Genomic DNA, 22726 nt, shown 5'->3' with positions numbered 1-22726 from the left:
CTGATAGCGACAGCCTATCGACTATAAGCTATTCTTCCAAATAATTCAGGTCTTTGTCGAAACTCTCCTTTAATTGGCTTAACGCAAATATGGCGATCGCACTCAATAAAATAACCATTATAGTTGCCGCTATAATCACATCAAACCGGTGAACAAGCCATTCAAATAAAAAGGTGCTCGGAACAAGTGCACCTCGTACAAAATTAGGAGCCGTTGTCGCAACCGTTGCTCTCAAATTGGTGCCAAATTGCTCGGATGCAATCGTAACAAAAGTGGCCCAATATCCAACAGAAAACCCCATAAAAAAAGCTAACCAAACAAATTTCTGTGGGGTAATGCCATTACTCATTAGATACCATAGCGAACTGATCATAATCAACAATTGGAAGAAAAACACAGCCTTCTTTCTCGACTTCGTTATCTGGGCGTACAGACCTGCAAAAATGTCGCCTAGTGAAATACCAATATAGGCGTACATAATTCCTTTTCCTGCACTAAGTGTTTCGCTAGCACCCAACGCCGCACCGAATTCGGGTGCTTGCGTAATCAGTATACCAACCACAAACCAGATAGGTAAGCCGATAAGCATACAATACAGATACCTTAAAAAACGCTCTTTATTTTGGAAGAGCATAAAAAACTTTCCCTTTATTACATTTTTTTGGACCGTATCGGTAAACAAACCGGATTCAAAGGTCCCAACGCGCATCAACAATAATAACAAGCCCATACCACCACCAACTAAATAAGCATTCCTCCAATTAAAATGCTCAGCCACATAAAAAGCGGCAATGGCACCCAACACGCCTATACCAGCTATCAGCATCGTGCCATATCCCCTTTTGTTCCGTGGCATGCTTTCACTCACCAAAGTAACTCCGGCTCCCAACTCGCCTGCTAAACCGATACCCGCGACAAAACGAATCCAGGCGTAACTGTGCACATCGTTTATAAAACTATTCGCCATATTGGCCAATGAATAAAGTAAAATCGAACCAAACAGTACTCTTACCCGACCAAACTTATCGCCAATAATACCCCACAATAAACCGCCAAGCAGTAAGCCGATCATTTGCATGTTAAGAACATACTCGCCATCGGTACGCATATTTTCCAATGGCACACCAATATCCTTAAAACTCTGTACACGGACAATTGAAAAAATAACTAAATCGTAGATGTCTACAAAATAACCTAGTGAGGCTACCAAAACCAACAACCAGACTTTAGCCGTCCGTTGTTTATCGTGCTCTTCTGTCATCGAGATGGTTTATTGAAATTATGGGTTAAAAATATAAATTTTATTGAATTAAAAATCTGTTCAAACTTTATTTGACCCTTGAAATCTTATGTCTACTTCAATTTTTTTTTCGGGGAGACACCTGAAATAAATGCGTGGTGAATCAATACATCGCTGCCCAGCTCCCGTGTAGATCACCGAGGACTAGTGATCAGCAAATCTCCTAGATAGTTTATTTAAAATTAGGGTTAATGCAAAATTCTTTCTATCTTAGCCTACAAGCTGCGCTAGCAACATCAAACACGCATTTAGTGAATACATGAAGGTCTCAGAGCGTACATTAAAATGGGTAATGCGTTTATATCCCCCCCTCTTCTTTCAGCGAATTTGGGTTCAGCGATTTCACAAGGATTTCAAAGGTGTTGATGTAAAGATTCTATATAGCATTCTGAACAAAAATTATAATTCTTCTATATTTGGGGGAACTATTTATGCGGCGGCTGATCCGTTTTTTGCGCTATTGTTCGATCAAATCTTTCGACGAAGAGGGTATAAAACGCGCGTATGGTTAAAAAGTGCTGCTATTGACTTCATAAAACCTGGTCGGGGAGCGCTTTATTTTCAAATACGGCTAAACGATGAAGCAATCGAAGAGGCCCAATATTTATTGGATACAACCGGTAAATTTGTGCGAAAATTCACGTTGGATGTCATCGATAAAAATGGGGATCTTTGTGCAAAGGTTATAAATGAGGTTTATGTGAGAAATCTAAAATACAATAAAGAACAAGCGACCGTTGCATACTGATAAGGAAGTGAAACCTTATGCACTCGACTTTAAACATCCTGTAATAAGCATTGGAATGCTGTTTTTTAAATCAATTTACACAAAAAAATGAGGCTAAAAGCAACGATACTACAAGGTGAAGGCGAACAACTTGATTTTAAGAACAAGATCAGCAATGAAAACAAAATTGCAAAAACATTGGTAGCCTTTGCCAACAATAAAGGTGGGAAATTGCTTATTGGTGTAGCTGACGATGGTCACATAATCGGTGTAAAGAATGAAGATGAAGAGCGATTTATTTTAGAACGTGCCGCCTATCGGTACTGTAAACCGGCAATCGAAATTAAATTTGATGAAACATTTGTTGATGACAAACTAGTCTTAATTGCCGAAATACCGGAAAGCGACCTAAAGCCGCATTATGCATTGGGAGATGATGGCAAATGGTGGGTTTATATACGTGTAAAAGATAAAAGTATTTTAGCTGGCAAAGTCGTGGTCGATGTACTTAAAAGGCATACTGAATCAGAGGGTGTATTTATTACCTATACTGACAAGGAAAAAGAGTTACTTACCTTTCTGAATGAAAATCAGAAGGTCTTATTGATAGACATTTGCAAACATCTAAAACTGTCACGAAGAAAAACGCAACGACTATTGGTTAATATGATACTCGCCGGAATCGTCAAAGTTGACACAACAAAAGAGGCTGAGCTATATATGCCCGCGGCTATCTGAAGGAAACTTGAAGGATTTGTACCTTCAGATCGTGTCATCTCGTTGATTTTGCGTGTTATTTTATAATGTGTCAAAACTAAACAACATAATACAAATGAGATCATATCTATTCTTATCGTTAATTTCCGGCATGATGATGTCTTCTTGCAATAACGCCGCCAACAAAAATTTACAGCTACAGGAAGAAGTTATCGCTGTTCATGATTCGATTATGCCGAAAATGGGTGCACTTGTGCGTGATAACCTAAAAGTAGGTCTTTTACTGACAAAGATGGACAGTTTAAAACAAGCTAATCCAACACTCGACACGGCACAAGAGAAAAATAAGCTACTTAAATTACAATCGCAATTAACGCAAGCGAATGAGGAGATGACCGATTGGATGCATGATTTTGAACCTACGCAAGCGGATAAAAAATCCGAAGAAGTAGCGTCCTATTTAAAAGGTGAATTGGCGAAAATCAGGGCTCTCAAAGATAAATTTGCAATAGCAGAAAGTGAGAGTCATGCGCTTCTCTCCAAATACAAATAGTTAAAACAATCTTATCAATATGTACAAATATTTTATTTTTGTCCTAAGTTTAATGGTAATGGCTTGCGGTCAAAAAGAGCAACAGAAATTACCTATTCTTGGTGAGCGGGAACCTGTTACAAAGGAAGTAAACGGAGAAACCGTAACAGACACGTTATATCAAACCATTCCAACCTTTTCTTTTATAAATCAAGACAGTTCGGTGGTGACAGACAAAGATTTTAATAACAGCATATACGTTGCCGATTTCTTTTTTACATCCTGCCCGAGTATTTGCCCTGTTATGAGTAAAAATCTTTTAAAAGTATTGAATAAATACCAAGGAAATGATGCGGTGAAAATTCTGTCGCACAGCATCGACACGAAATACGATACCCCTTGGGTTTTAAAAAGATATGCCGATAAATTGGGTGTCAAAGGAGAGCAGTGGCAATTTGTGCATGGCTCGCAACACGACATTTATACCATGGCCGATAAATATATGGTTTATGCCAAGGAAGACGCCCAGGCACCCGGCGGCTTCGAGCATCAAGGTTGGCTTATCTTGGTCGACAAAGAAAAGCGGATCCGGGGGGCTTACGATGGAACAGATGATAATCAAGTGGCTCAATTAATGCAAGATATGGATATATTGCTCAGTGAATATAACAATCATGAGAAGTAGCATTTTATATTTTTTTTTTCTCTTGACCATCATAGCCTCCACTCTTAATGCTTGCCAAGGGGAACAAGAGATAAAGCGGGCGCAATTTTTCACCAATGGAAAATCTTTATTTACCGCGAAATGCGAAAATTGCCACGGTTCAAACGGAGAGGGATTGGGAAATTTATACCCACCCTTAACCGATACTGCATTTATACGCACCGAACGAAAGGAATTACCCTGTATTGTGAAGTATGGTTTGCATAAAGAGCTGACGGTAGGAAATCATCAATTTGACACAGAGATGCCAGCAAACCCAACCTTGACAGATCAGGAAATCGCCTATATATTGACCTATATTGGCAATTCTTTTGGAAATAACCTCGGGCTTGTCAGTACAGAAGAGGTCACCGTTAATTTGAAAAATTGCACGATCAACCAATAAATTTAGCCGGCAAGATCAGTCGGGCCTTGCCCGGTAATGAAAGACAATATAATTTGTACTAAATACTGGTCAATCCATTTCCTATTTTAAGAATTTTATAGTAGGTTTGCAGGATGCAAGCCGTTCTATCGCCGCACTTTGTGAGGAGGAAAGTCCGGGCAATATAGAGCATCTCGCTTCCTAACGGGAAGGTCTCGGTGAACCCGAGAACGGAAAGTGCCACAGAAAACAAACCGTCTCAATAACTTTGGGATAAGGGTGAAAACGTGAGGTAAGAGCTCACGGCCTTGTATGGCGACATACATTGCGGTAAACCCCGGGAATTGAAAGACCAAATAGGTTCTGAACGTAGAGTTGCTCGCTCTCTTCGCCTGAAGGTGAATTCAGAATGGGTAGGTCGTTAGATCTTACAAGCAATTGTAAGGCTAGATAAATGATAGAAGCTCACTTTCAAGTGAGCACAGAACCCGGCTTATAGGCTTGCTTTTTTTTAGAACTTAAACAGCATAAAATTGCGATTTTGACGCAATAGATACTTATGGCTAAAATATTAATTATTGATGATGAACGGGCCATCAGGAGCACGTTGCGGGAGATTTTAGAATACGAGGATTATCAGGTCACGGATGTCGACAATGGACTTGATGGTCTCGAAATCATCAAAAGAGACAACGTAAACCTTGTGTTGTGCGATATCAAAATGGGAAGAATGGATGGAATGGAAGTGCTTACGGAAGCACAAACCATTAAACCGGATCTTCCATTTATTATGATATCCGGGCATGGTACGGTTGAAACGGCCGTGGAAGCAAGTAAAAAGGGAGCATACGATTTTATATCGAAACCACCCGATTTAAACAGGTTGCTTATTACGGTAAGGAATGCACTGGAACGAGGGACATTGGTCACCGAAACAAAAGTATTAAAACGTAGGGTAAGTAAAACGAGGGAGATTTTGGGTGAATCGGAGGCAATTACAAAAATTAAAGAAACAATTGATCGTGTTGCCCCGACAGATGCCCGTGTTTTAATAACCGGTGCCAACGGAAGTGGTAAAGAACTAGTTGCTAGATGGCTTCATGAAAAATCAAACCGAGCAAATTCACCTTTGATTGAAGTAAATTGTGCAGCAATCCCTTCCGAATTGATTGAGAGTGAATTATTCGGACATGAAAAAGGGTCGTTTACATCGGCTGTAAAACAACGTATTGGTAAATTTGAGCAAGCTGATCGTGGCACGCTGTTTCTGGATGAAATTGGAGACATGAGCTTATCTGCTCAAGCAAAAGTGCTAAGAGCACTGCAAGAAAATAAAATAACACGGGTAGGTGGCGATAAAGAAATTGAAGTAAATGTTCGTGTCATAGCGGCCACAAATAAGGATTTATTAAAGGAGATTGAATTAGGTAATTTCCGCATGGACCTTTATCACCGTTTAAGCGTTATTTTGATACACGTTCCACCACTATCAGAAAGGAGATCAGATATTCCAATCATAGCGGAGCAATTTTGCGATGAAATCTGTACAGATTATGGCATGCCAATCAAAAGAATAACCGGTAGTGCTATTGAAGCGTTAAAGTCCCTCCCATGGACCGGAAACATTCGTGAGTTAAGAAATATGGTGGAACGCCTTATTATTTTAAGCGATAAGTCAATTACCGATAAAGATGTCTATGCCTACGCCAATCCAGGTGGTCCATCAATGGAGGCACCGGAAGCAATAACAAGCCTAAGCAATGGAAGCACTGTCTCATCTACAGAATCGAATCTTCAGGGGAGCATCAACGGATTAAATCATTTCGATCAATTCTCTTCTTTTCAAGAATATAAAGATTATGCTGAAAGAGAATATATTAAATACAAGCTCGAAAATAACGCTTGGAATGTATCAAAAACAGCCGACGATATTGAAATTCAACGGAGCCATCTTTATAGTAAAATCGAAAAATACGGTTTGAAGCGGGAGAATTGATTAAGTTATGGGTTGTGAGTTGTAAGCTATGAGTAGCACTTCAACTCACAACTGAAAACCCGTTAATTCCACATCGGGTTTTGTGGAAATCCCGCAACGTGTGCATACCTTGGACCCAAGCTGATGACCGCTTCTTTCCACAAATTTTCTTCATCGTTTACAAATACGATATCCGGGTCAAAGCTGTTACCTATCATCCAGGTATTTTCCTTCAACTCTTTAGCTAATTGGCCCGGCGACCAACCAGAATAACCTATAAAAAATTTTATCTCGTCCAAACCAATGGCGCGATCATTTATCAATAGTTTCAAGGCTTCAAAGTTTCCGCCCCAAAATAGGTTCTCCCTTATTTCAATGCCACTATTTAAACGGTCGTAACATTTGTGAATAAACTGTATACTATCTTGTCCTACAGGTCCGCCTACAAACAACTGATATTCGGCATTTGGCATGTCAGACATGACATCTTTCAATAAGAGCGAACTGGGTTGATTCAATACCAACCCCACAGACCCGTCCTCTTCACTGTGTTCGCACAACAGTACAACGGAACGCTGAAAATTTGGATCAAGCATGAAAGGTTCTGAAAGTAATAAACTACCTTGTTGCGGGTTGAAGTTGCTAAGCATGAGAATAAATTTCTATTCGTAAAACCACACGATAGTTCTATCAAATATAGGGCCGAAAAATCAATCGGTTGCCAACTGCACAAGCCTTTCTCTTTTGTTGCGCACCTTATTATTACATAGGGTCATTCAAGCAATCTTTGCTTATGTAAATCATCGCATTTTACCTCCCCGTGGCCAATTATCGTATTCGCCAATTGTGACCACTCAACTATTTTTTTTAAGTTTGTAGAAGAACAGCAAGCTATGGATAAAGAACTACATATTGAAGATATCCGAACGGATTACAGGTTGGCAGCCTTGAGCGAAGATCAAATTGATAAAGACCCTATTCGTCAATTTGAGCAATGGTTTGAGCAGGCCCTTCATTCGAAAGTCATTGAGGTCAATGCTATGACCCTGGCGACGGTAGATGCAGATGGTTCTCCAAGTGCCCGCATCGTATTACTTAAAGATATTGAAAATGATGCTTTCGTTTTTTACACTAACTATAACAGTCAGAAAGCTAAGGAAATAGCTGCTAATCCAAAAGTTTCTCTAGTATTTTTTTGGCCTGATTTGCAAAGGCAAGTACGCATTAAAGGTACGATTGAAAAAGTGGCAAGTACAAATTCAGAGACCTATTTCCATAGCCGCCCTGCCGGTAGTCAACTTGGGGCGTGGGCTTCTCCACAAAGCGATGTGATTCCAAATAGAGATTTTTTAGAGCAAAATCTTAAAGAGGTTTCTGAAAAATATAAAGACCAAATTGTGCCGAAACCTCCACACTGGGGTGGGTATAAAGTTATTCCTTTCACGATGGAATTTTGGCAAGGTAGAACGAACCGCTTACACGATCGGATATTATATAGCAAAGATGTAATTAGTGGAAACTGGATCACCAGTCGCTTAGCCCCTTAATGAATAATGGATTTCATAAAGATAAAAAACATATTAACATCTCGCATCGGTAGCGAATGTATAGTAGATGAAGAACTAAATGCGCTTCAGCCAGCTTTGATCATTCATCCTGATTTCCTTTTGGCTGTGTGCAAAGAATTAAAAGAAAATCGGGAAACTTGGTTCGACTTCTTATCCTGTCTATCCGGAATCGACTATGGTGTTAACGAAGGTTTCGGCGTAGTATATCATCTTTCATCTATCCCTTATAAAACACAATTAACCTTAAAGGTAAAATTGGAGAATCTTCGAGATGGATCGGTACTCCCTTCCGTTGATAGTGTAAGTACGGTGTGGCGTACGGCAGATTGGCACGAAAGGGAAGCTTATGATCTATTAGGTATTTTCTTCAATGGCCATCCAGATTTAAGACGAATTCTTTTACCTGATGACTGGGCCGGATATCCTTTACGGAAGGACTATCAAGATGCAGAAAGTTATCACGGCATTTCGATCAACTGAAACAATAATTTAGCACTCCTGTTGAAACAATAAACTGGTGAATATTACGGATACACAAGCGGCTTTAAAAGCTTACGAAAAAAGAATGTCTGCATTAGGGCCGGAAGAAATGATTATCAATATCGGTCCTCAACACCCATCAACACATGGTGTTCTACGTTTAGAGGTTATTTCTGATGGTGAAATTGTGAAGGAGGTTATCCCTCATATGGGTTACCTGCATCGCTGCTTCGAAAAACATGCAGAGTCAATGAATTACGGAAAAACCATTCCTTTTACGGACCGTATGGACTACCTCGCTTCCATGAATAATAGCCATGCGTTTGTAATGGGAGTGGAAAGGATGCTGGGCCTAGATAAAGAAATTCCTAAACGAATTGAATATATCCGTGTTTTAGTTTGTGAGTTAAACAGGATTGCATCTCATTTGATAGCAATTGGAACCTACGGTATTGATATAGGGGCATTTACACCTTTCATGTGGTGCTTTAGGGATCGTGAGCATATTATGAATATGCTGGAATGGGCTTCTGGGTCGAGAATGCTCTACAATTACATATGGGTTGGCGGTTTGTTTTACGACCTACCTGTTGGCTTCGAAGAAAGATGCAAAGAATTTGTTGATTACTTCAAACCAAAATTGGTTGAATTAAACGAACTTTTAACCAACAATCAGATCTTCATTTCCCGTACGGCCAATATTGGCGCCTTACCCTTAGAAGTAGCTATTAATTATGGCTGTTCAGGCCCTATGTTGCGTGCTTCCGGCCTAAAATGGGACTTAAGGCGGGTAGACGAATATTCGGTGTATCCTGAAATTGATTTTGAAATTCCGATAGGTAAAGGTGAAATGGGAAAAAAAGGTGATTGCTGGGATCGATATAAAGTGAGAGTCGACGAAGTCGTCGAATCCATTAAGATTATTGAACAGTGCCTAGAAAGATTGCAAAAAGAATTAAAACGAACACCCGACTTCGATCCACGTGGTATAGTTCCTAAAAAAGTATCGCCAAAAGCGCAGGATTATTATGTAAGAGCAGAAAACCCCAAAGGAGAGCTTGGCTTTTATTTTATCACTGATGGAAAATTAGACATTCCTAAACGTGTAAAAGCCAGAGGTCCCAGTTTTAATAATCTATCAGTTCTACCCGAACTATCAAAAAACATTCTCATTGCCGACCTTATTGCTATATTAGGGTCTATTGATATCGTTTTGGGGGAAGTTGATCGATAGCTTGTGGTAGAATGTTCCCACTCCCCTTTTACTTAACGACACAACTACTCAGCCACTTAACTATTCAACAATTTAACCGCTTGTTTTTACTAAAAAAATTAGTATATTTGTGATTGCAAATATTTTTACGCAAATCGAGCAAATGGAAATAAGTGATAAATTATATGGGAATATTAAAGTATCGACTCTTGTAAAGGAATTATTGAATACAGCGGTGTTGCAACGATTGAACTTTGTTCATCAAAGCGGCGCAGTTTTCCTCGTAAATCCTGCTGCATCTCATAAACGCTTAGCGCATTCCATTGGTGTTATGCATTTGGTTCAGCTACTGGGAGGATCGGAATTGGAGCAAATTGCCGGTCTATTACACGACATATCCCATACTGCTTTTTCCCATGTGGGCGATTATGTTATGGAAGATACGACGGAAAGCTATCATGAACGTATATTCGAAGAGACTTTGACACGATCAGATATTCCTCAAATTCTGCGAAAGTACGGGTATACGATACAGGACCTTTTTAATGGGCAATTTGATATATTAGAACAACCATTGCCGTATCTATGTGCTGATCGCATCGATTACACCTTAAGAGATGCGCTCCAATATGGTTTTATTAAGAGGCAGGAGGCAATGCGCTTCGTTAAGCATTTAGCGGTGGCGGAAAACAATAAAATCGTTGTTACAAATAATGAGCAAGCATTATGGATTAATAATTTGTCTAAACAGGTAAACGAAGAAATTTACAATTATCCCCTCTATGTATATGCCAATCAACAAGTAGCCAACATCATAAAAAAGTATTTAAGTGACGGTTATTTGGTCCAACGTGATTTACATCAAAATGACACCTTTTTATTAAATAAAATCAGAAGCTCTTATGGTGGTTTAGAAGCCATTAAAGCCATAAAAATGTTGTCAGGATATAAAAGTTTCTTAAAACAGCCTGAAGCATTCAAAATCAAGAAACGCTATATAGATGCTTTTTTGGTTAAGTAAGAAAAGTAAAAAGTCAAAATTAAAAACCCCGAAGGACTCATTGATGCTTCAAAAGGTAGCTCGTCGGCTAATCATCACATTGCCACATTGGCTAATTTAAAATATCCCCTACTCCACCACTCAACTATTCAACAAGTCAACTATTGCCAATCACATTTAAAACTTCAATTTTAGCCCATTCTTCCATTGTTATATACAATATAAAATGCTATTTTTACGGCAAAATTCTTTAAATCAATGAACATTCACGAATATCAAGGTAAAGCTATACTGAAGAGTTTCGGAGTTCGCATTCAGGAGGGCATCGTTGCCGACAACCCTGAACAAGCGGTAGAAGCTGCGAAAAAATTAAAACAAGATTACAACTCCGATTGGGTGGTGGTAAAAGCACAAATCCATGCAGGAGGCCGTGGAAAGGGCGGTGGTGTTAAACTTGCAAAGAATATTGATGAAGTCAGAGAAAGAGCTAAGGAAATCATTGGTATGCAACTTGTAACTCCTCAAACCGGTCCCGCTGGAAAACAAGTAAATAAAGTACTTATTGCCCAAGATGTTTACTATCCGGGACCTGGCGAAACCAAAGAATTCTACATGAGTGTTTTATTGGATAGGTCGCGTGGGCGTAACATCATCATGTATTCTACCGAAGGAGGTATGGATATAGAAGAAGTTGCTGAAAAAACACCCCATCTAATCCAAAAAGAAGAGATAGATCCCTCCATTGGACTTCAAGGATTTCAAGCAAGAAAAATTGCTTTTAACTTGGGATTAAATGGGGCTGCTTTTAAAGATATGACTAAATTTGTAGCAGCTCTTTATAAAGCTTACGAAGCAACTGATTCCTCCCAATTCGAAATCAATCCGGTTTTAAAAACTTCAGATGACAAAATATTAGCGGTTGATGCTAAAGTCAATTTGGATGAAAATGCTTTGTACCGTCACCCCGATTATGCTGAATTGCGCGACTTATCGGAAGAAGATCCTACTGAAGTTGAAGCAGGACGTTCCAATTTGAATTATGTGAAATTAGATGGTAATGTGGGTTGTATGGTAAATGGTGCCGGTTTGGCAATGGCTACCATGGATATTATTAAAATTGCCGGTGGGGAACCTGCAAACTTCTTAGATGTAGGGGGCACAGCCAATGCAGAGACAGTTAAAGCCGGATTCAATATTATTTTAAAAGATCCGAACGTTAAAGCTATTTTGATTAATATTTTTGGTGGTATTGTTCGTTGCGATCGCGTCGCTCAAGGTGTGATTGATGCGTACCAAGAAATTGGAAACATTCCTGTACCAATTATTGTTCGCTTACAAGGCACCAATGCGGAAGAGGCTAAAAAACTTATTGACGAATCAGGACTTGAGGTATTCTCGGCTATCCAACTGAAGGAAGCAGCTGATTTAGTAACTAAAGTACTATCTTAGTACTTTTTGCTAACAACGTATTTCATATAATAAACCTCCGGAAGCGATTTCGGAGGTTTATTGTTAAAGTAGGTTGAAGTATATAATATTTTGAAATAAAGACATGACACACACGCGGATAAAAGAACTTTTAAACAGCACAGATTTTGGAAAAACAGTTATTGTAAAAGGATGGATCAAGACCTTTAGAAATAATCAGTTTTTGGCTATTAACGATGGTTCTTGTTTGGGGAATATACAGGTTGTCGTAGACTATGAACATACAGATGAACATACACTCAAACGGTTGACAACGGGCGCCGCCGTATCAATTGAAGGTGTTTTAGTGGAATCCCTGGGAAAGGGGCAGCGCGTAGAAGTCAAAGCAAGCCATATAAAGATCTTGGGCGATAGCGACGCTGAAAAATTTCCCCTACAACCAAAAAAACACAGTTTGGAATTTCTCCGAGAAATAGCGCATCTCCGCTTTAGAACAAATACTTTCAATGCAGTTTTTAAGGTGCGAAATGCTTTATCATTCGCTGTGCATCGCTTTTTTAATGAAAGGGGGTTTGTATACATTCACACCCCTATTATAACAGGTTCAGATGCTGAGGGAGCGGGAGAAATGTTCAAAGTCACTACCCTTGATCTTGATAATCCGCCGCGCAATGACGATGGCTCTATTAACTTCAAAGAGGATTTCTTTGGAAAATCAACAAATCTCACCGTCTCAGGTCAATTGGAGGGAGAACTAGCTGCTTTGGCCTTTGGAAACATATATACTTTTGGCCCTACTTTCCGGGCAGAAAACTCGAATACGACGAGGCATCTCGCTGAATTTTGGATGATTGAACCCGAAATGGCTTTCTACGAGCTACAGGATAATATGGATTTAGCCGAAGAATTACTAAAATATGTAATACGCTACGCACTCGACACCTGCAGCGAAGAGCTTGAATTCTTAAAAAATCGCCTGTTAGAAGAAGAAAAATCGAAACCTCAGGCCGAACGTTCGGATCTTGATTTGCTAGCCAAATTGAATTTTTGTCTCGACAATGAATTTGAGCGACTTAGCTATACACAGGCTATCGATATTTTGAAACGCTCTAAACCCAACCAGAAAAAGCAGTTCAAGTATTTGATCGAAGAATGGGGTGCTGACCTCCAATCTGAACATGAAAGGTATCTTGTAGAGAAACATTTCAAAAAACCGGTCATTCTCACGGATTATCCCGCAGCAATCAAAGCTTTTTATATGCGTATGAATGAACCGGATGAGCAAGGAAGAAAAACGGTAAGAGCGATGGATATTTTATTTCCCGGGATTGGAGAAATTGTCGGTGGATCACAACGGGAAGAAAGATACGATTTGCTGGTAAATAGAATGGAAGAAATGCATATCCCAACAGAAGAGATGAATTGGTTTTTAGATACTCGTAGATTTGGATCTGTACCTCACTCCGGTTTTGGCTTAGGCTTTGAAAGGTTAGTGCTTTTTGTAACAGGTATGACAAATATACGGGACGTAATTCCTTTTCCTAGAACGCCAAAAAACGCTGAATTCTAATTTTTTTGTATCTCCCGGGATTTAAAGTTGCACGTGGCAACGTGCAACTTTAGAACATATTCAATTCCTTGATTAAAACTTTTTCCATTAACCTTCGGTTATATTTACTGACACATACTTATATTGTAACATTTTCCATTATGCTCATAAAAATATATCCTGAAAACCCTAACGAACGTGCGATAGAGCAGGTTGTTGCCCTATTGAAAAAGGGCGGTATCATCATCTATCCAACGGACACTGTATATGGTATTGGATGTGATATAACAAACCAAAAAGCGATTGAAACGCTATGCCGTATTAGAGGAATAAGACCGGAAAAAGCGAATCTCTCTTTTATCTGCTATGATTTAACAGATATCGCACAATACACGAAGCCTATTGATACGGCAACCTTCAGATTACTTAAAAAGTCGCTGCCAGGTCCGTTCACCTACATCTTCAATGCAAGTAATCAGGTACCTAAGTTGATGAGCTCAAACAAGAAGACCGTCGGTATACGGGTACCGGACAATAATATTGCCCGGGAAATTGTGAAGCAGCTTGGAAATCCTATTGTTTCTGCCTCCATACATGATGAAGATGAAATTTTAGAATATTCAACTGATCCTGAGCTTATCCATGAAAAATTCGAAAATTTAGTAGACCTAGTTATCGATGGCGGTTATGGTGACAATGAAGCATCAACTGTGGTCGATTGCACCTCCGGCGAATTTGAGGTAATCAGACAAGGAAAGGGTGACCTAAGTCTTTATTTATAGCCCATTACAAAACCGACTAGTTAGTGACGTCTGTCCTTTTGCAATCCGGTAAATTTTTTTTCCCCTACCTCAATCGGAATTTCAAGTGCATTCTCCAATGGTGGAATAGGACAGTTATACCCCTCACTATAAGCACAATAAGGATTATATGCTAAGTTAAAATCAATGATTAGCTGGTTCCCTTTAATAGCACTTCGTTTTAAATCCAAATATCTTCCCCCACCGTAAGTATCTTTATCATTCGTAGGATCCGTAAATGGAAGAAAGAGATAATCATCATACTGCGGGTTATTTATCAAAGCTACACTTTTAAATAAAGTGAGTTTTACAGGCTCTCCTTTGATTTCGAAATTGGCTTCGGCAAATCGTAAGTACTTCTTCTCTTTTCCACTATAAGTAGGAATAATAAAAGGTTGTTCATCGTGGATAAAAGTAAGTTCTGCGATTACTCTGTATAAACTATCCGGCTCAAAAAAACGGAGGTCTTTCAAGTCCTCCTCCCTCAACGGAGCATGTTCATCTGTCAGAAAAGCTTGTTTATAAATTTCTCTTTGCGCTAATGTTTGTTCAATGTAGTTCTGCGCTGAAGCATTCGTCACAAAGAGAAATAAAACGACTGTAAAAAAAAAGATAGCAAAACCTTTACTCATTTTTTAACTTATATATCACAAACCTAGCCAATTTTTTTATTAAACAGTGATTATCTTGTATGTAGCTTTATGCCATTATAGACCTTAAGCTATACCCCATCACCACATTCACCAATTGGCTAATTAACTAATTCCCTACTCAACGTCTCAACCACTCCACTACCCAACGATTCGACTACTCCCGTACCTGTAAGGCGATTGGTAGTTGATATCGAACACGCACAGGTCTTCCATTTTGAATTCCCGGTTTCCACTTTGGAGCTTGTTGCAACAGCCTAATAGCCTCTTGCCCAGTACCAAATCCTAAATCTTTTATAATCTCAATAGCGGTAAGTGAACCATCTTTTTCCACAATGAAGCTCAAAAATAATTTTCCGTTTATACCCTGTATTTTTGCTTCTTCCGGAAATTTATAGTTTTTTGCGATGTACTCCATAAATGCTTTCAATCCACCGGGAAATGTCGGGTTTACCTCTACGTTGACAAAAATATCTTGCGTTTTACCTCCTTCCGTCACCGTAGTCATTTCGTCGATCACGCCTACTTTTGTTTCAATGGCAATTGGAGCCGTTGGGTCTCCAGCAATCGTGGAAGGTCCGGGATTAGCCTTTTTTAACAGCTCTAAGGTGGGAGGCTCGTCTACAACTTCAGTATATGGAACGACTTTAGGTGCCGGCATTTTTACCTGGTCGGTATGTGAACGTTGCTGCGTTTCTCTTGGCAACACAGGTACCGGCTCTTCCTTCTTTTCAATAGGCACTTCCTGTAAAATCAGGTCATTATCGCCCGAAATCAATTCATTAGCAGTTTCTTTTCGAAGGTGAGCGATACCTATAATAAAGCCAATTACTATTAAAAAAAATGAAACACCAAGGAAAAGAGCTTTTGATAAATCTCGTGGTGCATTTTTACGAATTACATAAGCACCATATAACTTATTTCTACCCTCAAAGACAAGATCCAACCAGGCGCTCGTCAGAATACTTAATTTAGGATTTAACATAGCTTGAGAAATTAAATTCAACAACTTGTATTTATCCATAAGATTAGCATCAGGCCTATTTTCCATACTATTTTATCGCACAAAAACATTCATGACTGAATATCAATAGGTTATATTTATTATTTTTTTTACCTTTGTCGAAATTTTAATAAAAACTCTTTTTGCATTTGTTTGGGGCGCATACCAAAAGAACGAATGATGACGTTTAAGGTATAGTGAAAAGAAAAGACAAGAAGCAGCATCAATGAACTATATATTACTTTTATATCTTTTATCGATTTCGGCAGGAGCAATCGAAACAATAAACCAGCCAAAAGCGGATAAGATATCAACCCCCTCAATTCACCGTTTAGTTTCAGAAAGATTAGCTTCCCAACGATACAATGAATCCTTTAACTTTATCAATCAGGCAAAGGATACCATTGCGAATGTTGAAGGTTTATCTTCATTTTATCAAAAATTGGTAGCGTTGAGAGCTGGTCAAAGGCATCGTGTCAATGTAGTGCAGATTGGCGATTCACATATTCAACCTGACATCATTTCGCGAGAGGTGCGAGCGGGGCTTCAGGATTTTTTTGGGGATGCCGGAAGAGGTTTAGTATTTCCGTACCAAGTTGCTCGTACCAATGGTCCTTTAGACATTAGTAGTTCAACTTCTACTCGGTGGTTACCCAGTAAAATAAGCTATCAACGTGCGCCATCTGTGAGTGGTATATCGGGCTTCGGTTTAAGAAAAGTACATGGCCAGGGCTTGATTAAATTATCGCTAAAACCCGATTTACAGGCACGGCAACAATCTTTCGATTACATTAAATTATTCGTTGGCCAAGGATCATGGAATGTTCGTGCCATAGGCAATGACGTGAATACTTATACCGTGAATCAATCTACTTCTGATGGGGTCGAAACGAAGGAAATTTCATTGAAAGATTTCGCTACCGGGTTCAATATAAGTCCCTTAGCCTCAGCTCCCAGTTTTTTTGGAGCTTCATTAGAGAAACGGAACAATCCAGGTGTATTATTTCATACCATTGGCGTAAATGGTGCACGTTACGAGCAATACAATAAGGAACCCTTATTCTGGAAGCAGCTTCCTGCATTGAATGCTGATTTGTATATCCTATCGATGGGAACCAATGAAGCCTTTTATAATGGAATGACGGAAGAAATATACATTAACCAAGTAGCGGAAATGGTTGCTAAGATACAAACTATTGACCCAAAAGCATCCATTCTGATCACAACTACAGCAGAGTCATTTAAAAATGGCCGCAGCAATCCGATGATCGAAAGACTGAATCTGTCTTTAAAATTTTATTGTAATAAAATGGGTATTCCAATCTGGGATTTATTTGACATTACAGGAGGTTCAGGTTCAGCACTGGCATGGCTGAAAAACAAGCTATTGCAAGCCGATAAAATTCACTATCAGCAAAAAGCCTATAGTATGCAAGGTGCCTTACTATTTGACGCTTTGGCCAAAGGTTACAATGAATTTCTTTCGAACCCAACAGGAATTCCCTTACCCGAATTAGCCACTAAAACTGCAAATAGATAGGCATTACCGGTTCTGCTGATTTGAAGATTCCGTACAGTATTAAAAAGCAGAAGAAAACCACAATATAGGTTATCAGCGATATGGGGCCAAAACTTTCTACCACCTCATCAGCAAAATAATCAGGGATGAAATGGATACTTAAGGCCAGCAACATCATCGCCAAAACAGTTTTATAATTGGCATAGAAGCCTTGCCAAACATCTAAGCTAAGTTCATTGGCAATCTTTGAAATCATGACTATTGACGTATTATAATCAGGAGCTTTAAAGAATATCCAACAAAAGCATACGAAGTGAAAGGTAAGTAATACCGTTAACGTTTGGTAAAACCACGTATTCTTTAAACCGTCCATCCATTTCCCTGTAATTAGCATCCAAATTTTATGTAAAGCTAATGCCAAACCATGTAAAGCGCCCCAAATCAAAAAGTTAAAGCTGGCTCCATGCCAAAAGCCACCCAACAACATGGTGGTCAACAGGTTCATATTAGCCGCTACACCAGACATTTTCCGTTTTATTAAACCCGGGATCAGCAGTACAATGAAAATACCAATACATAAGATACCAGCGTATTGGTTATTGAAATCTAAGAGGTGTTTACTGCCAAAAAATATGGCAATAAAGAATAATAGACAGAATAAGCATGAGCTCAACGAGCTCCTTCTATTGCCACCTAAAGGAATGTATAAATAGTCGCGCAGCCAAGATGAGAGTGAGATATGCCACCTTCTCCAAAACTCCGTTATATCTTTACTTTGATAAGGCGATAAAAAATTAGGCGGAATACGAAAGCCAAGCCACTTGGCTATTCCAATAGCAATGTCACTATAGCCACTAAAATCGCAATAGATAACGATCGCATATCCATAAACTGCAAAGAGATTTTCCAGTCCGGTGTATCGTGAAGGGTCGTCAAAAACGTAATCGACAAAATTCAGTGTGATATAGTCCGAAATAATCAATTTTTTTATTAAACCTGAAATGATCAGATAGAAACCTTTAGCAAAATCTTCATCACGTAAGAAATAGGGCTTATTAATTTGAGGCACAAAATCATGCGCTCGTACTATAGGTCCCATCATCAATTTTGGGAAGAAAGATAAAAACAACAGATATTCGCTAAATTTCTTTGCCGGTTTAAAATCTCTCCGATAAACATCAATATTATAGCTAAGATTTTCAAATGTATAGAACGAGATCCCAATAGGTAACAGGATATTCAATGTACTAAAACCCGTATGAAAGAATTGATTGCTAATGGATAAAAAAAAGTTGGTATACTTAAAATAAAAGAGTAGACCTAAATTGAAAAAAACGCAACCAATTAGTAAGGAAAGACGATATTGGCGACTTCGGCGCTTGTATATCGCATGCGAAAGCCAGTAATTGACGATAGCTGATATGATGACTAAACTGACAAAATAACCACTTGCTTTGTAAAAAAAATAGAGGGAAAAACTACAAAAAATATAACGACGAATAGCAAAGTGGTTTCTAAATATATAATAGAGTATAATAAATAGTGCAAAGAAAAAAACGAAAAATCCATTATTAAAAAGCAAGGGATTCTTTGGATCATAAAGAAGTAATTTTGCCAATGCCGAAAAATCAATTTCAATGGGCGCTAATTTCCAATCCATACTACTCAGTTTCATGAAAGCTCGTTTTTTCAGATTTCTTTACTTGCTTATTAATGGCTTCAAATAGATGCTTTGCTAATAACCTTGACCCCAAAGCATTGGGATGCACATAGTCTTTATTTGCAAGGCTAGGATTTTGCGTAGCCCAGCTCACCATGGAATTCTTGCCTCCCATAGCTGCATACAAACTAAAGAAAGCGCAATCTGTCTGCTTAGCAAGCTGCGCTTGTTCCTTGATAAGCGACTCAATACCAATTGCAGACTGATAACCTTCAGGGTATCTGAAAGCACGATCACCGGTCCCAACGATAAGGACATCAGCCTTTGAAAAACATGATTTTAACTTATTAACAACTGGAATTGCCGCGCGCTTATACCAGCTGAAATTCGTGTCATTCGGCTTATATAAAACATTTACACCGTATTGAAAAATGATCAGGTCATACGGGTTTTGCTCGTTAATTTCCTTTAGCAAGTTTGAATTGATCTTTCCTAACTCCAGACCTGAAATCCCTCTAAATGAAAAATTGTCTACAATCACACCGTGGTCTGACTCAAAGCTCAAACCAAACAAAGGAAGGCCCTTATCGGCTGAAAAAACGGTAATGGACTTATCCTTATTATGGGAGATGAGTGTACGATTAAAAAGTAATTTCTCTTCCAACATCAGCTCCTTTTTATTAACAGTCACTGATGAGCTATCTGTTGGAGCCCCATATAAGAGGTATTTACCCAACACGGTAGTCGTATCCTTACTGGTGTTATCTCTGACCTTAACCCAATCATTGCCCGATGAAAAAAATACATGACCTGAAATAAACAAATCTTGTTTATTGGTATTTTTAAAGTTAAGGTCTTTCCAGTTAGCGGACGAGGATACTATGGCCGTACGTCTAAATTGAGCAACTTGAGATGCTATTGGAACAAATCCAACACCATTTCCACCGTAAAACTGTTGTAACAAAGTTCTCAATGTTTGAGATAATAGATCGCCTTCGATCATACTATCACCCAAGTAGGCAATTCTCACCTTTGTCTTCTTGCCGTTTTTTAGCGCAATGAGTTTTTTTATAAATCTCGCTAAAACAACATCTTGTGAATCGGTATTAAAGGAGAGAATAGTTGATTGATTGAGACTGAGTGGAAGTGCTTCTGAAAACGTTGTTGTTTTTGCCTTCGTGCTGTCGATTGTAGGAAGAGGTGCAGTATCGGTTGTATTCGTTGAACGGACAGTAAGCGAATCGATCTTCTCTTGACCGTTATTTTGTTTCTTAGTGGGATTTTCAGCGAGGTAAGTGTCTTCTCCTAATGCTTTTTTTTCCTGCAATCTTACAACCACATCGGAAATTAAATTGATACGGTCAAAAGGTTCCCATTTCTTCCGATAGGCAATATTGATATATGAAAATGCTAGATATAGAAGTAGGCTAAAGGAAATAAACAGAAAGACACGTTTATTAGCATTCATAAAGATATCTAATATATCATAAGTTATATCTTGAGATGGTCTTTAGAATTCGCGCTTTCCATGTTTGTGGATGGGTGGAATATCCCGCTTTACTTATAGCATCGACCCACTTCGTGGCATCGTCCGTACCTTTTAGGCGATTGTAGAAATACTTGCCCGAGATCAACTTACAAAAGTGTATAAAAGATCCCATTGTTGAGGTATATTGCTTATATCTACTTTTGATACCGTGGGTTTCCTTTAATTTATTGGAACCAACAATACCAAAATGATTATGCAATAATTTAGAATTTCTACTCTGCCCGTTTCCGGATTCAAGGATAGCTATACCTAAAATTACTGAAGAAGGTATTCCATAGGCTTTTGACAGCGAATCTGCTATCGTTTTATGATTGTTTATATATTTTGTTTGCGCAAAACTTATATTTACACAACCCAAGTAAAAAAGTGCCAGAAATAAAACTCTAGATCCGACTGAACGTATTGTTCGAATGTTTTTTCCTATCATATTTCTATTTTAAGAATACACAATCGTTCTTTACATTTACAATGCGACTATATAGTCTTGCATTACCCCCCGCTAGTAAGAACATTCCACTCCAATTCAGTTACCTTTCTCAGAGATTGTGCGAAAATAAGTGTTTAATTTTTCTTTTGAAACACAAATAAGGTAACAGGCTGATTATAAGCTACATAAAAAATAAACAAAAAATTACCTGTTAAACACTAATCATATCATTAACTCCGTTTTTAAGATTTTATTATATTCGTTCGAAAAAATCTCCTAAAGAACACGGAAACCTAGTTTGAAATATATTCATTTTAGATCGACAAACGATTCAGTGAAGAAAAAAAGATATGAAACCAAGGATAATCATCGAATATTGCCCAAAATGTGGATGGCTTCTACGAGCAGCTTATATGGCACAAGAAATTCTTGCTACGTTCACCGAAGATTTGGAGGGTGTACTTCTCAAGCCTAGCGACGTTAATGGAAGGTATACAATATACATTGATGAGCAGCAGATTTTCGATCGTAAGCGAGCTGGTGGCTTCCCTGAAGTAAAGTCTCTCAAACAAATTATTAGAGATACTGTAAATCCAAGCAAAAACTTAGGGCATTCGGATCGTTGATTCGTGAAGTTCTTGCTAAATTTCTTTAAGTTTGTTGAGTGATTACCAATAACAAAATTGTGATGATAAAAACTTTGTATAGCCTTACCTGTCTTTTTTTACTAAGCAGTTCTTATTTGTTAGCTCAGCCTACGCTAAAGAAGCTGTGGCAAACGGATCACCTAGATGTTCCCGAATCTGTTTTAATTGGACAGGATCAGCGTACGCTTTATGTAAGCTTAATAGGTCCCGGCGATCACACCATCGCCGATGGAAATGGTGCCATAGCACAAATAGACCGGCAGGGAAAGATTATAAACAAAGATTGGATCACCGGGCTCAACGCGCCCAAAGGTTTAGGGGAATATGAGGACAAACTTTATGTTGCTGATTTAAAAGAATTGGTGATTATCGATATACCAAATAAAAAAATAATAGAGAAAATAACGGTACCAGAGGTGGGTATGCTAAACGATGTTACAGTAGACCCAGCAGGAGATGTACTTATATCCGACTCAAAGGGCGGAAAAATCTATCGCTACAAACAGGGTAAAGTTGAGGTTTTTCTGCCGAATTTGGTTAATCCTAACGGTCTCTTGGCGGTAGGTAATGGGTTGTATTTTTTAGACAGCGGCTCGCTGTTCTATTTGGACAAAAACAAAATAGCCACTAAAATTGCAACCGGTATGGAGAAATCCACTGATGGTTTGCAAAAAGATGGCGATAATTTCTTGGTGAGTGCTTGGATTGGTGTCCTCTATTACATTAATAAAGATGGAAAGGTAACGACACTTCTAGACAGCAGGGCCGAAAAGATGAATACAGCGGACTTCAGTTTTGACCCTGAATCGCGATTATTATATCTTCCTACTTTTTTTAAGAATCAAGTAATTGCTTATCAGGTACAATAAACCGAATAAGGTAAAAGATAAATTA

At 38.7% G+C, this 22726-nt stretch carries 23 protein-coding genes and 1 other RNA gene; 17 read left to right on the top strand and 7 right to left on the bottom strand.

Features of this window, described 5'->3' with window-relative positions; translation table 11 throughout:
- Positions 1-28: 28 nt before the first annotated feature.
- Positions 29-1261: an MFS transporter gene (locus tag RYH73_RS22240; RefSeq protein WP_335315690.1), complete on the bottom strand. Its 1233-nt coding sequence runs from the start codon at positions 1259-1261 to the stop codon at positions 29-31.
- Positions 1262-1559: 298 nt separating this feature from the next.
- Here RYH73_RS22240 and RYH73_RS22235 point away from each other — a divergent pair, with 298 nt between their 5' ends.
- The 7 genes from RYH73_RS22235 (at position 1560) to RYH73_RS22205 (ending at position 6360) form a co-directional block, all read left to right on the top strand.
- On the top strand, positions 1560-2048 hold the full coding sequence (locus RYH73_RS22235; protein ID WP_335315689.1) for a DUF4442 domain-containing protein: 489 nt from the start codon (positions 1560-1562) through the stop codon (positions 2046-2048).
- Positions 2049-2135: 87 nt separating this feature from the next.
- Positions 2136-2765, top strand: coding sequence for an AlbA family DNA-binding domain-containing protein (locus RYH73_RS22230; RefSeq protein WP_335315688.1), 630 nt, complete (start codon positions 2136-2138; stop codon positions 2763-2765).
- A 94-nt stretch (positions 2766-2859) separates the two neighbouring features.
- Positions 2860-3297 (top strand): hypothetical protein, encoded by a 438-nt coding sequence (locus RYH73_RS22225; RefSeq protein ID WP_335315687.1) that lies wholly within the window; start codon positions 2860-2862, stop codon positions 3295-3297.
- A gap of 19 nt (positions 3298-3316) precedes the next feature.
- A complete protein-coding gene (locus RYH73_RS22220; protein ID WP_335315686.1) occupies positions 3317-3961 on the top strand; it encodes an SCO family protein in 645 nt (214 codons plus the stop codon).
- Positions 3951-4385, top strand: a complete 435-nt coding sequence (locus RYH73_RS22215) for a c-type cytochrome (protein ID WP_335315685.1) — start codon at positions 3951-3953, stop codon at positions 4383-4385. The genes RYH73_RS22220 and RYH73_RS22215 overlap by 11 nt, the downstream gene beginning before the upstream one ends.
- Positions 4386-4497: 112 nt before the next feature.
- An RNA gene (rnpB, locus tag RYH73_RS22210) (RNase P RNA component class A) lies at positions 4498-4876 on the top strand.
- Positions 4877-4923: 47 nt separating this feature from the next.
- Positions 4924-6360 carry a sigma-54-dependent transcriptional regulator gene (locus RYH73_RS22205; protein WP_335315684.1) on the top strand — a complete coding sequence of 479 codons (1437 nt, stop codon included), beginning with the start codon at positions 4924-4926 and terminating at the stop codon, positions 6358-6360.
- A 62-nt stretch (positions 6361-6422) separates the two neighbouring features.
- Here the strand turns inward: RYH73_RS22205 and RYH73_RS22200 are convergent, their stop codons facing one another.
- On the bottom strand, positions 6423-6989 hold the full coding sequence (locus RYH73_RS22200) for a YqgE/AlgH family protein (protein ID WP_335315683.1): 567 nt from the start codon (positions 6987-6989) through the stop codon (positions 6423-6425).
- A gap of 243 nt (positions 6990-7232) precedes the next feature.
- Here RYH73_RS22200 and pdxH point away from each other — a divergent pair, with 243 nt between their 5' ends.
- From pdxH to RYH73_RS22165, 7 genes are all read left to right on the top strand, one after another.
- Complete coding sequence (pdxH, locus tag RYH73_RS22195; protein ID WP_335315682.1) at positions 7233-7886, top strand: pyridoxamine 5'-phosphate oxidase; 654 nt, start codon at positions 7233-7235, stop codon at positions 7884-7886.
- 6 nt (positions 7887-7892) lie between these two features.
- On the top strand, positions 7893-8387 hold the full coding sequence (locus RYH73_RS22190; protein WP_335315681.1) for an NADH-quinone oxidoreductase subunit C: 495 nt from the start codon (positions 7893-7895) through the stop codon (positions 8385-8387).
- A gap of 85 nt (positions 8388-8472) precedes the next feature.
- Entirely contained in the window at positions 8473-9621 is a 1149-nt protein-coding gene (locus tag RYH73_RS22185; RefSeq protein ID WP_335315680.1) for an NADH-quinone oxidoreductase subunit D, read from the top strand.
- Between the two features lie 109 nt (positions 9622-9730).
- A complete protein-coding gene (locus RYH73_RS22180) occupies positions 9731-10621 on the top strand; it encodes an HD domain-containing protein (protein ID WP_335315679.1) in 891 nt (296 codons plus the stop codon).
- 237 nt (positions 10622-10858) lie between these two features.
- Positions 10859-12049, top strand: a complete 1191-nt coding sequence (sucC, locus tag RYH73_RS22175; protein WP_335315678.1) for an ADP-forming succinate--CoA ligase subunit beta — start codon at positions 10859-10861, stop codon at positions 12047-12049.
- Between the two features lie 103 nt (positions 12050-12152).
- Positions 12153-13598, top strand: a complete 1446-nt coding sequence (gene asnS / locus RYH73_RS22170; RefSeq protein WP_335315677.1) for an asparagine--tRNA ligase — start codon at positions 12153-12155, stop codon at positions 13596-13598.
- A 140-nt stretch (positions 13599-13738) separates the two neighbouring features.
- Entirely contained in the window at positions 13739-14359 is a 621-nt protein-coding gene (locus RYH73_RS22165) for an L-threonylcarbamoyladenylate synthase (RefSeq protein ID WP_335315676.1), read from the top strand.
- A 20-nt stretch (positions 14360-14379) separates the two neighbouring features.
- Here RYH73_RS22165 and RYH73_RS22160 read toward each other — a convergent pair whose 3' ends face one another.
- Both RYH73_RS22160 and RYH73_RS22155 read right to left on the bottom strand, forming a co-directional pair.
- A complete protein-coding gene (locus RYH73_RS22160; RefSeq protein ID WP_335315675.1) occupies positions 14380-15009 on the bottom strand; it encodes a DUF1684 domain-containing protein in 630 nt (209 codons plus the stop codon).
- Between the two features lie 175 nt (positions 15010-15184).
- Positions 15185-16012, bottom strand: coding sequence for an energy transducer TonB (locus RYH73_RS22155; RefSeq protein ID WP_335315674.1), 828 nt, complete (start codon positions 16010-16012; stop codon positions 15185-15187).
- A 244-nt stretch (positions 16013-16256) separates the two neighbouring features.
- On the opposite strand from RYH73_RS22155, the gene RYH73_RS22150 reads away from it, so the two are divergent.
- On the top strand, positions 16257-17570 hold the full coding sequence (locus RYH73_RS22150) for a GDSL-type esterase/lipase family protein (RefSeq protein WP_335315673.1): 1314 nt from the start codon (positions 16257-16259) through the stop codon (positions 17568-17570).
- Here the strand turns inward: RYH73_RS22150 and RYH73_RS22145 are convergent.
- The 3 genes from RYH73_RS22145 to RYH73_RS22135 are packed head-to-tail and all read right to left on the bottom strand — an operon-like array spanning position 17551 to position 21185.
- Positions 17551-19224: an MBOAT family O-acyltransferase gene (locus RYH73_RS22145; protein ID WP_335315672.1), complete on the bottom strand. Its 1674-nt coding sequence runs from the start codon at positions 19222-19224 to the stop codon at positions 17551-17553. The two genes, RYH73_RS22150 and RYH73_RS22145, sit on opposite strands and share 20 nt — an antisense overlap.
- Entirely contained in the window at positions 19211-20677 is a 1467-nt protein-coding gene (locus tag RYH73_RS22140) for a hypothetical protein (RefSeq protein WP_335315671.1), read from the bottom strand. The genes RYH73_RS22145 and RYH73_RS22140 overlap by 14 nt, the downstream gene beginning before the upstream one ends.
- A 16-nt stretch (positions 20678-20693) precedes the next feature.
- Entirely contained in the window at positions 20694-21185 is a 492-nt protein-coding gene (locus RYH73_RS22135) for a glucosaminidase domain-containing protein (protein ID WP_335315670.1), read from the bottom strand.
- A gap of 350 nt (positions 21186-21535) precedes the next feature.
- On the opposite strand from RYH73_RS22135, the gene RYH73_RS22130 reads away from it, so the two are divergent.
- On the top strand, positions 21536-21811 hold the full coding sequence (locus RYH73_RS22130; RefSeq protein ID WP_335315669.1) for a SelT/SelW/SelH family protein: 276 nt from the start codon (positions 21536-21538) through the stop codon (positions 21809-21811).
- Between the two features lie 62 nt (positions 21812-21873).
- The gene (locus tag RYH73_RS22125) at positions 21874-22701 is read left to right on the top strand and encodes an SMP-30/gluconolactonase/LRE family protein (RefSeq protein WP_335315668.1); all 828 of its coding nucleotides are present in this window, start codon (positions 21874-21876) and stop codon (positions 22699-22701) included.
- Positions 22702-22726: the final 25 nt, after the last annotated feature.

The organism is Olivibacter sp. CPCC 100613, from assembly GCF_036959255.1.
Lineage (GTDB): Bacteria > Bacteroidota > Bacteroidia > Sphingobacteriales > Sphingobacteriaceae > Olivibacter.
The sequence above is the reverse complement of the archived record's forward strand: the minus strand, read 5'-3'. Positions and strand labels throughout refer to the sequence as shown.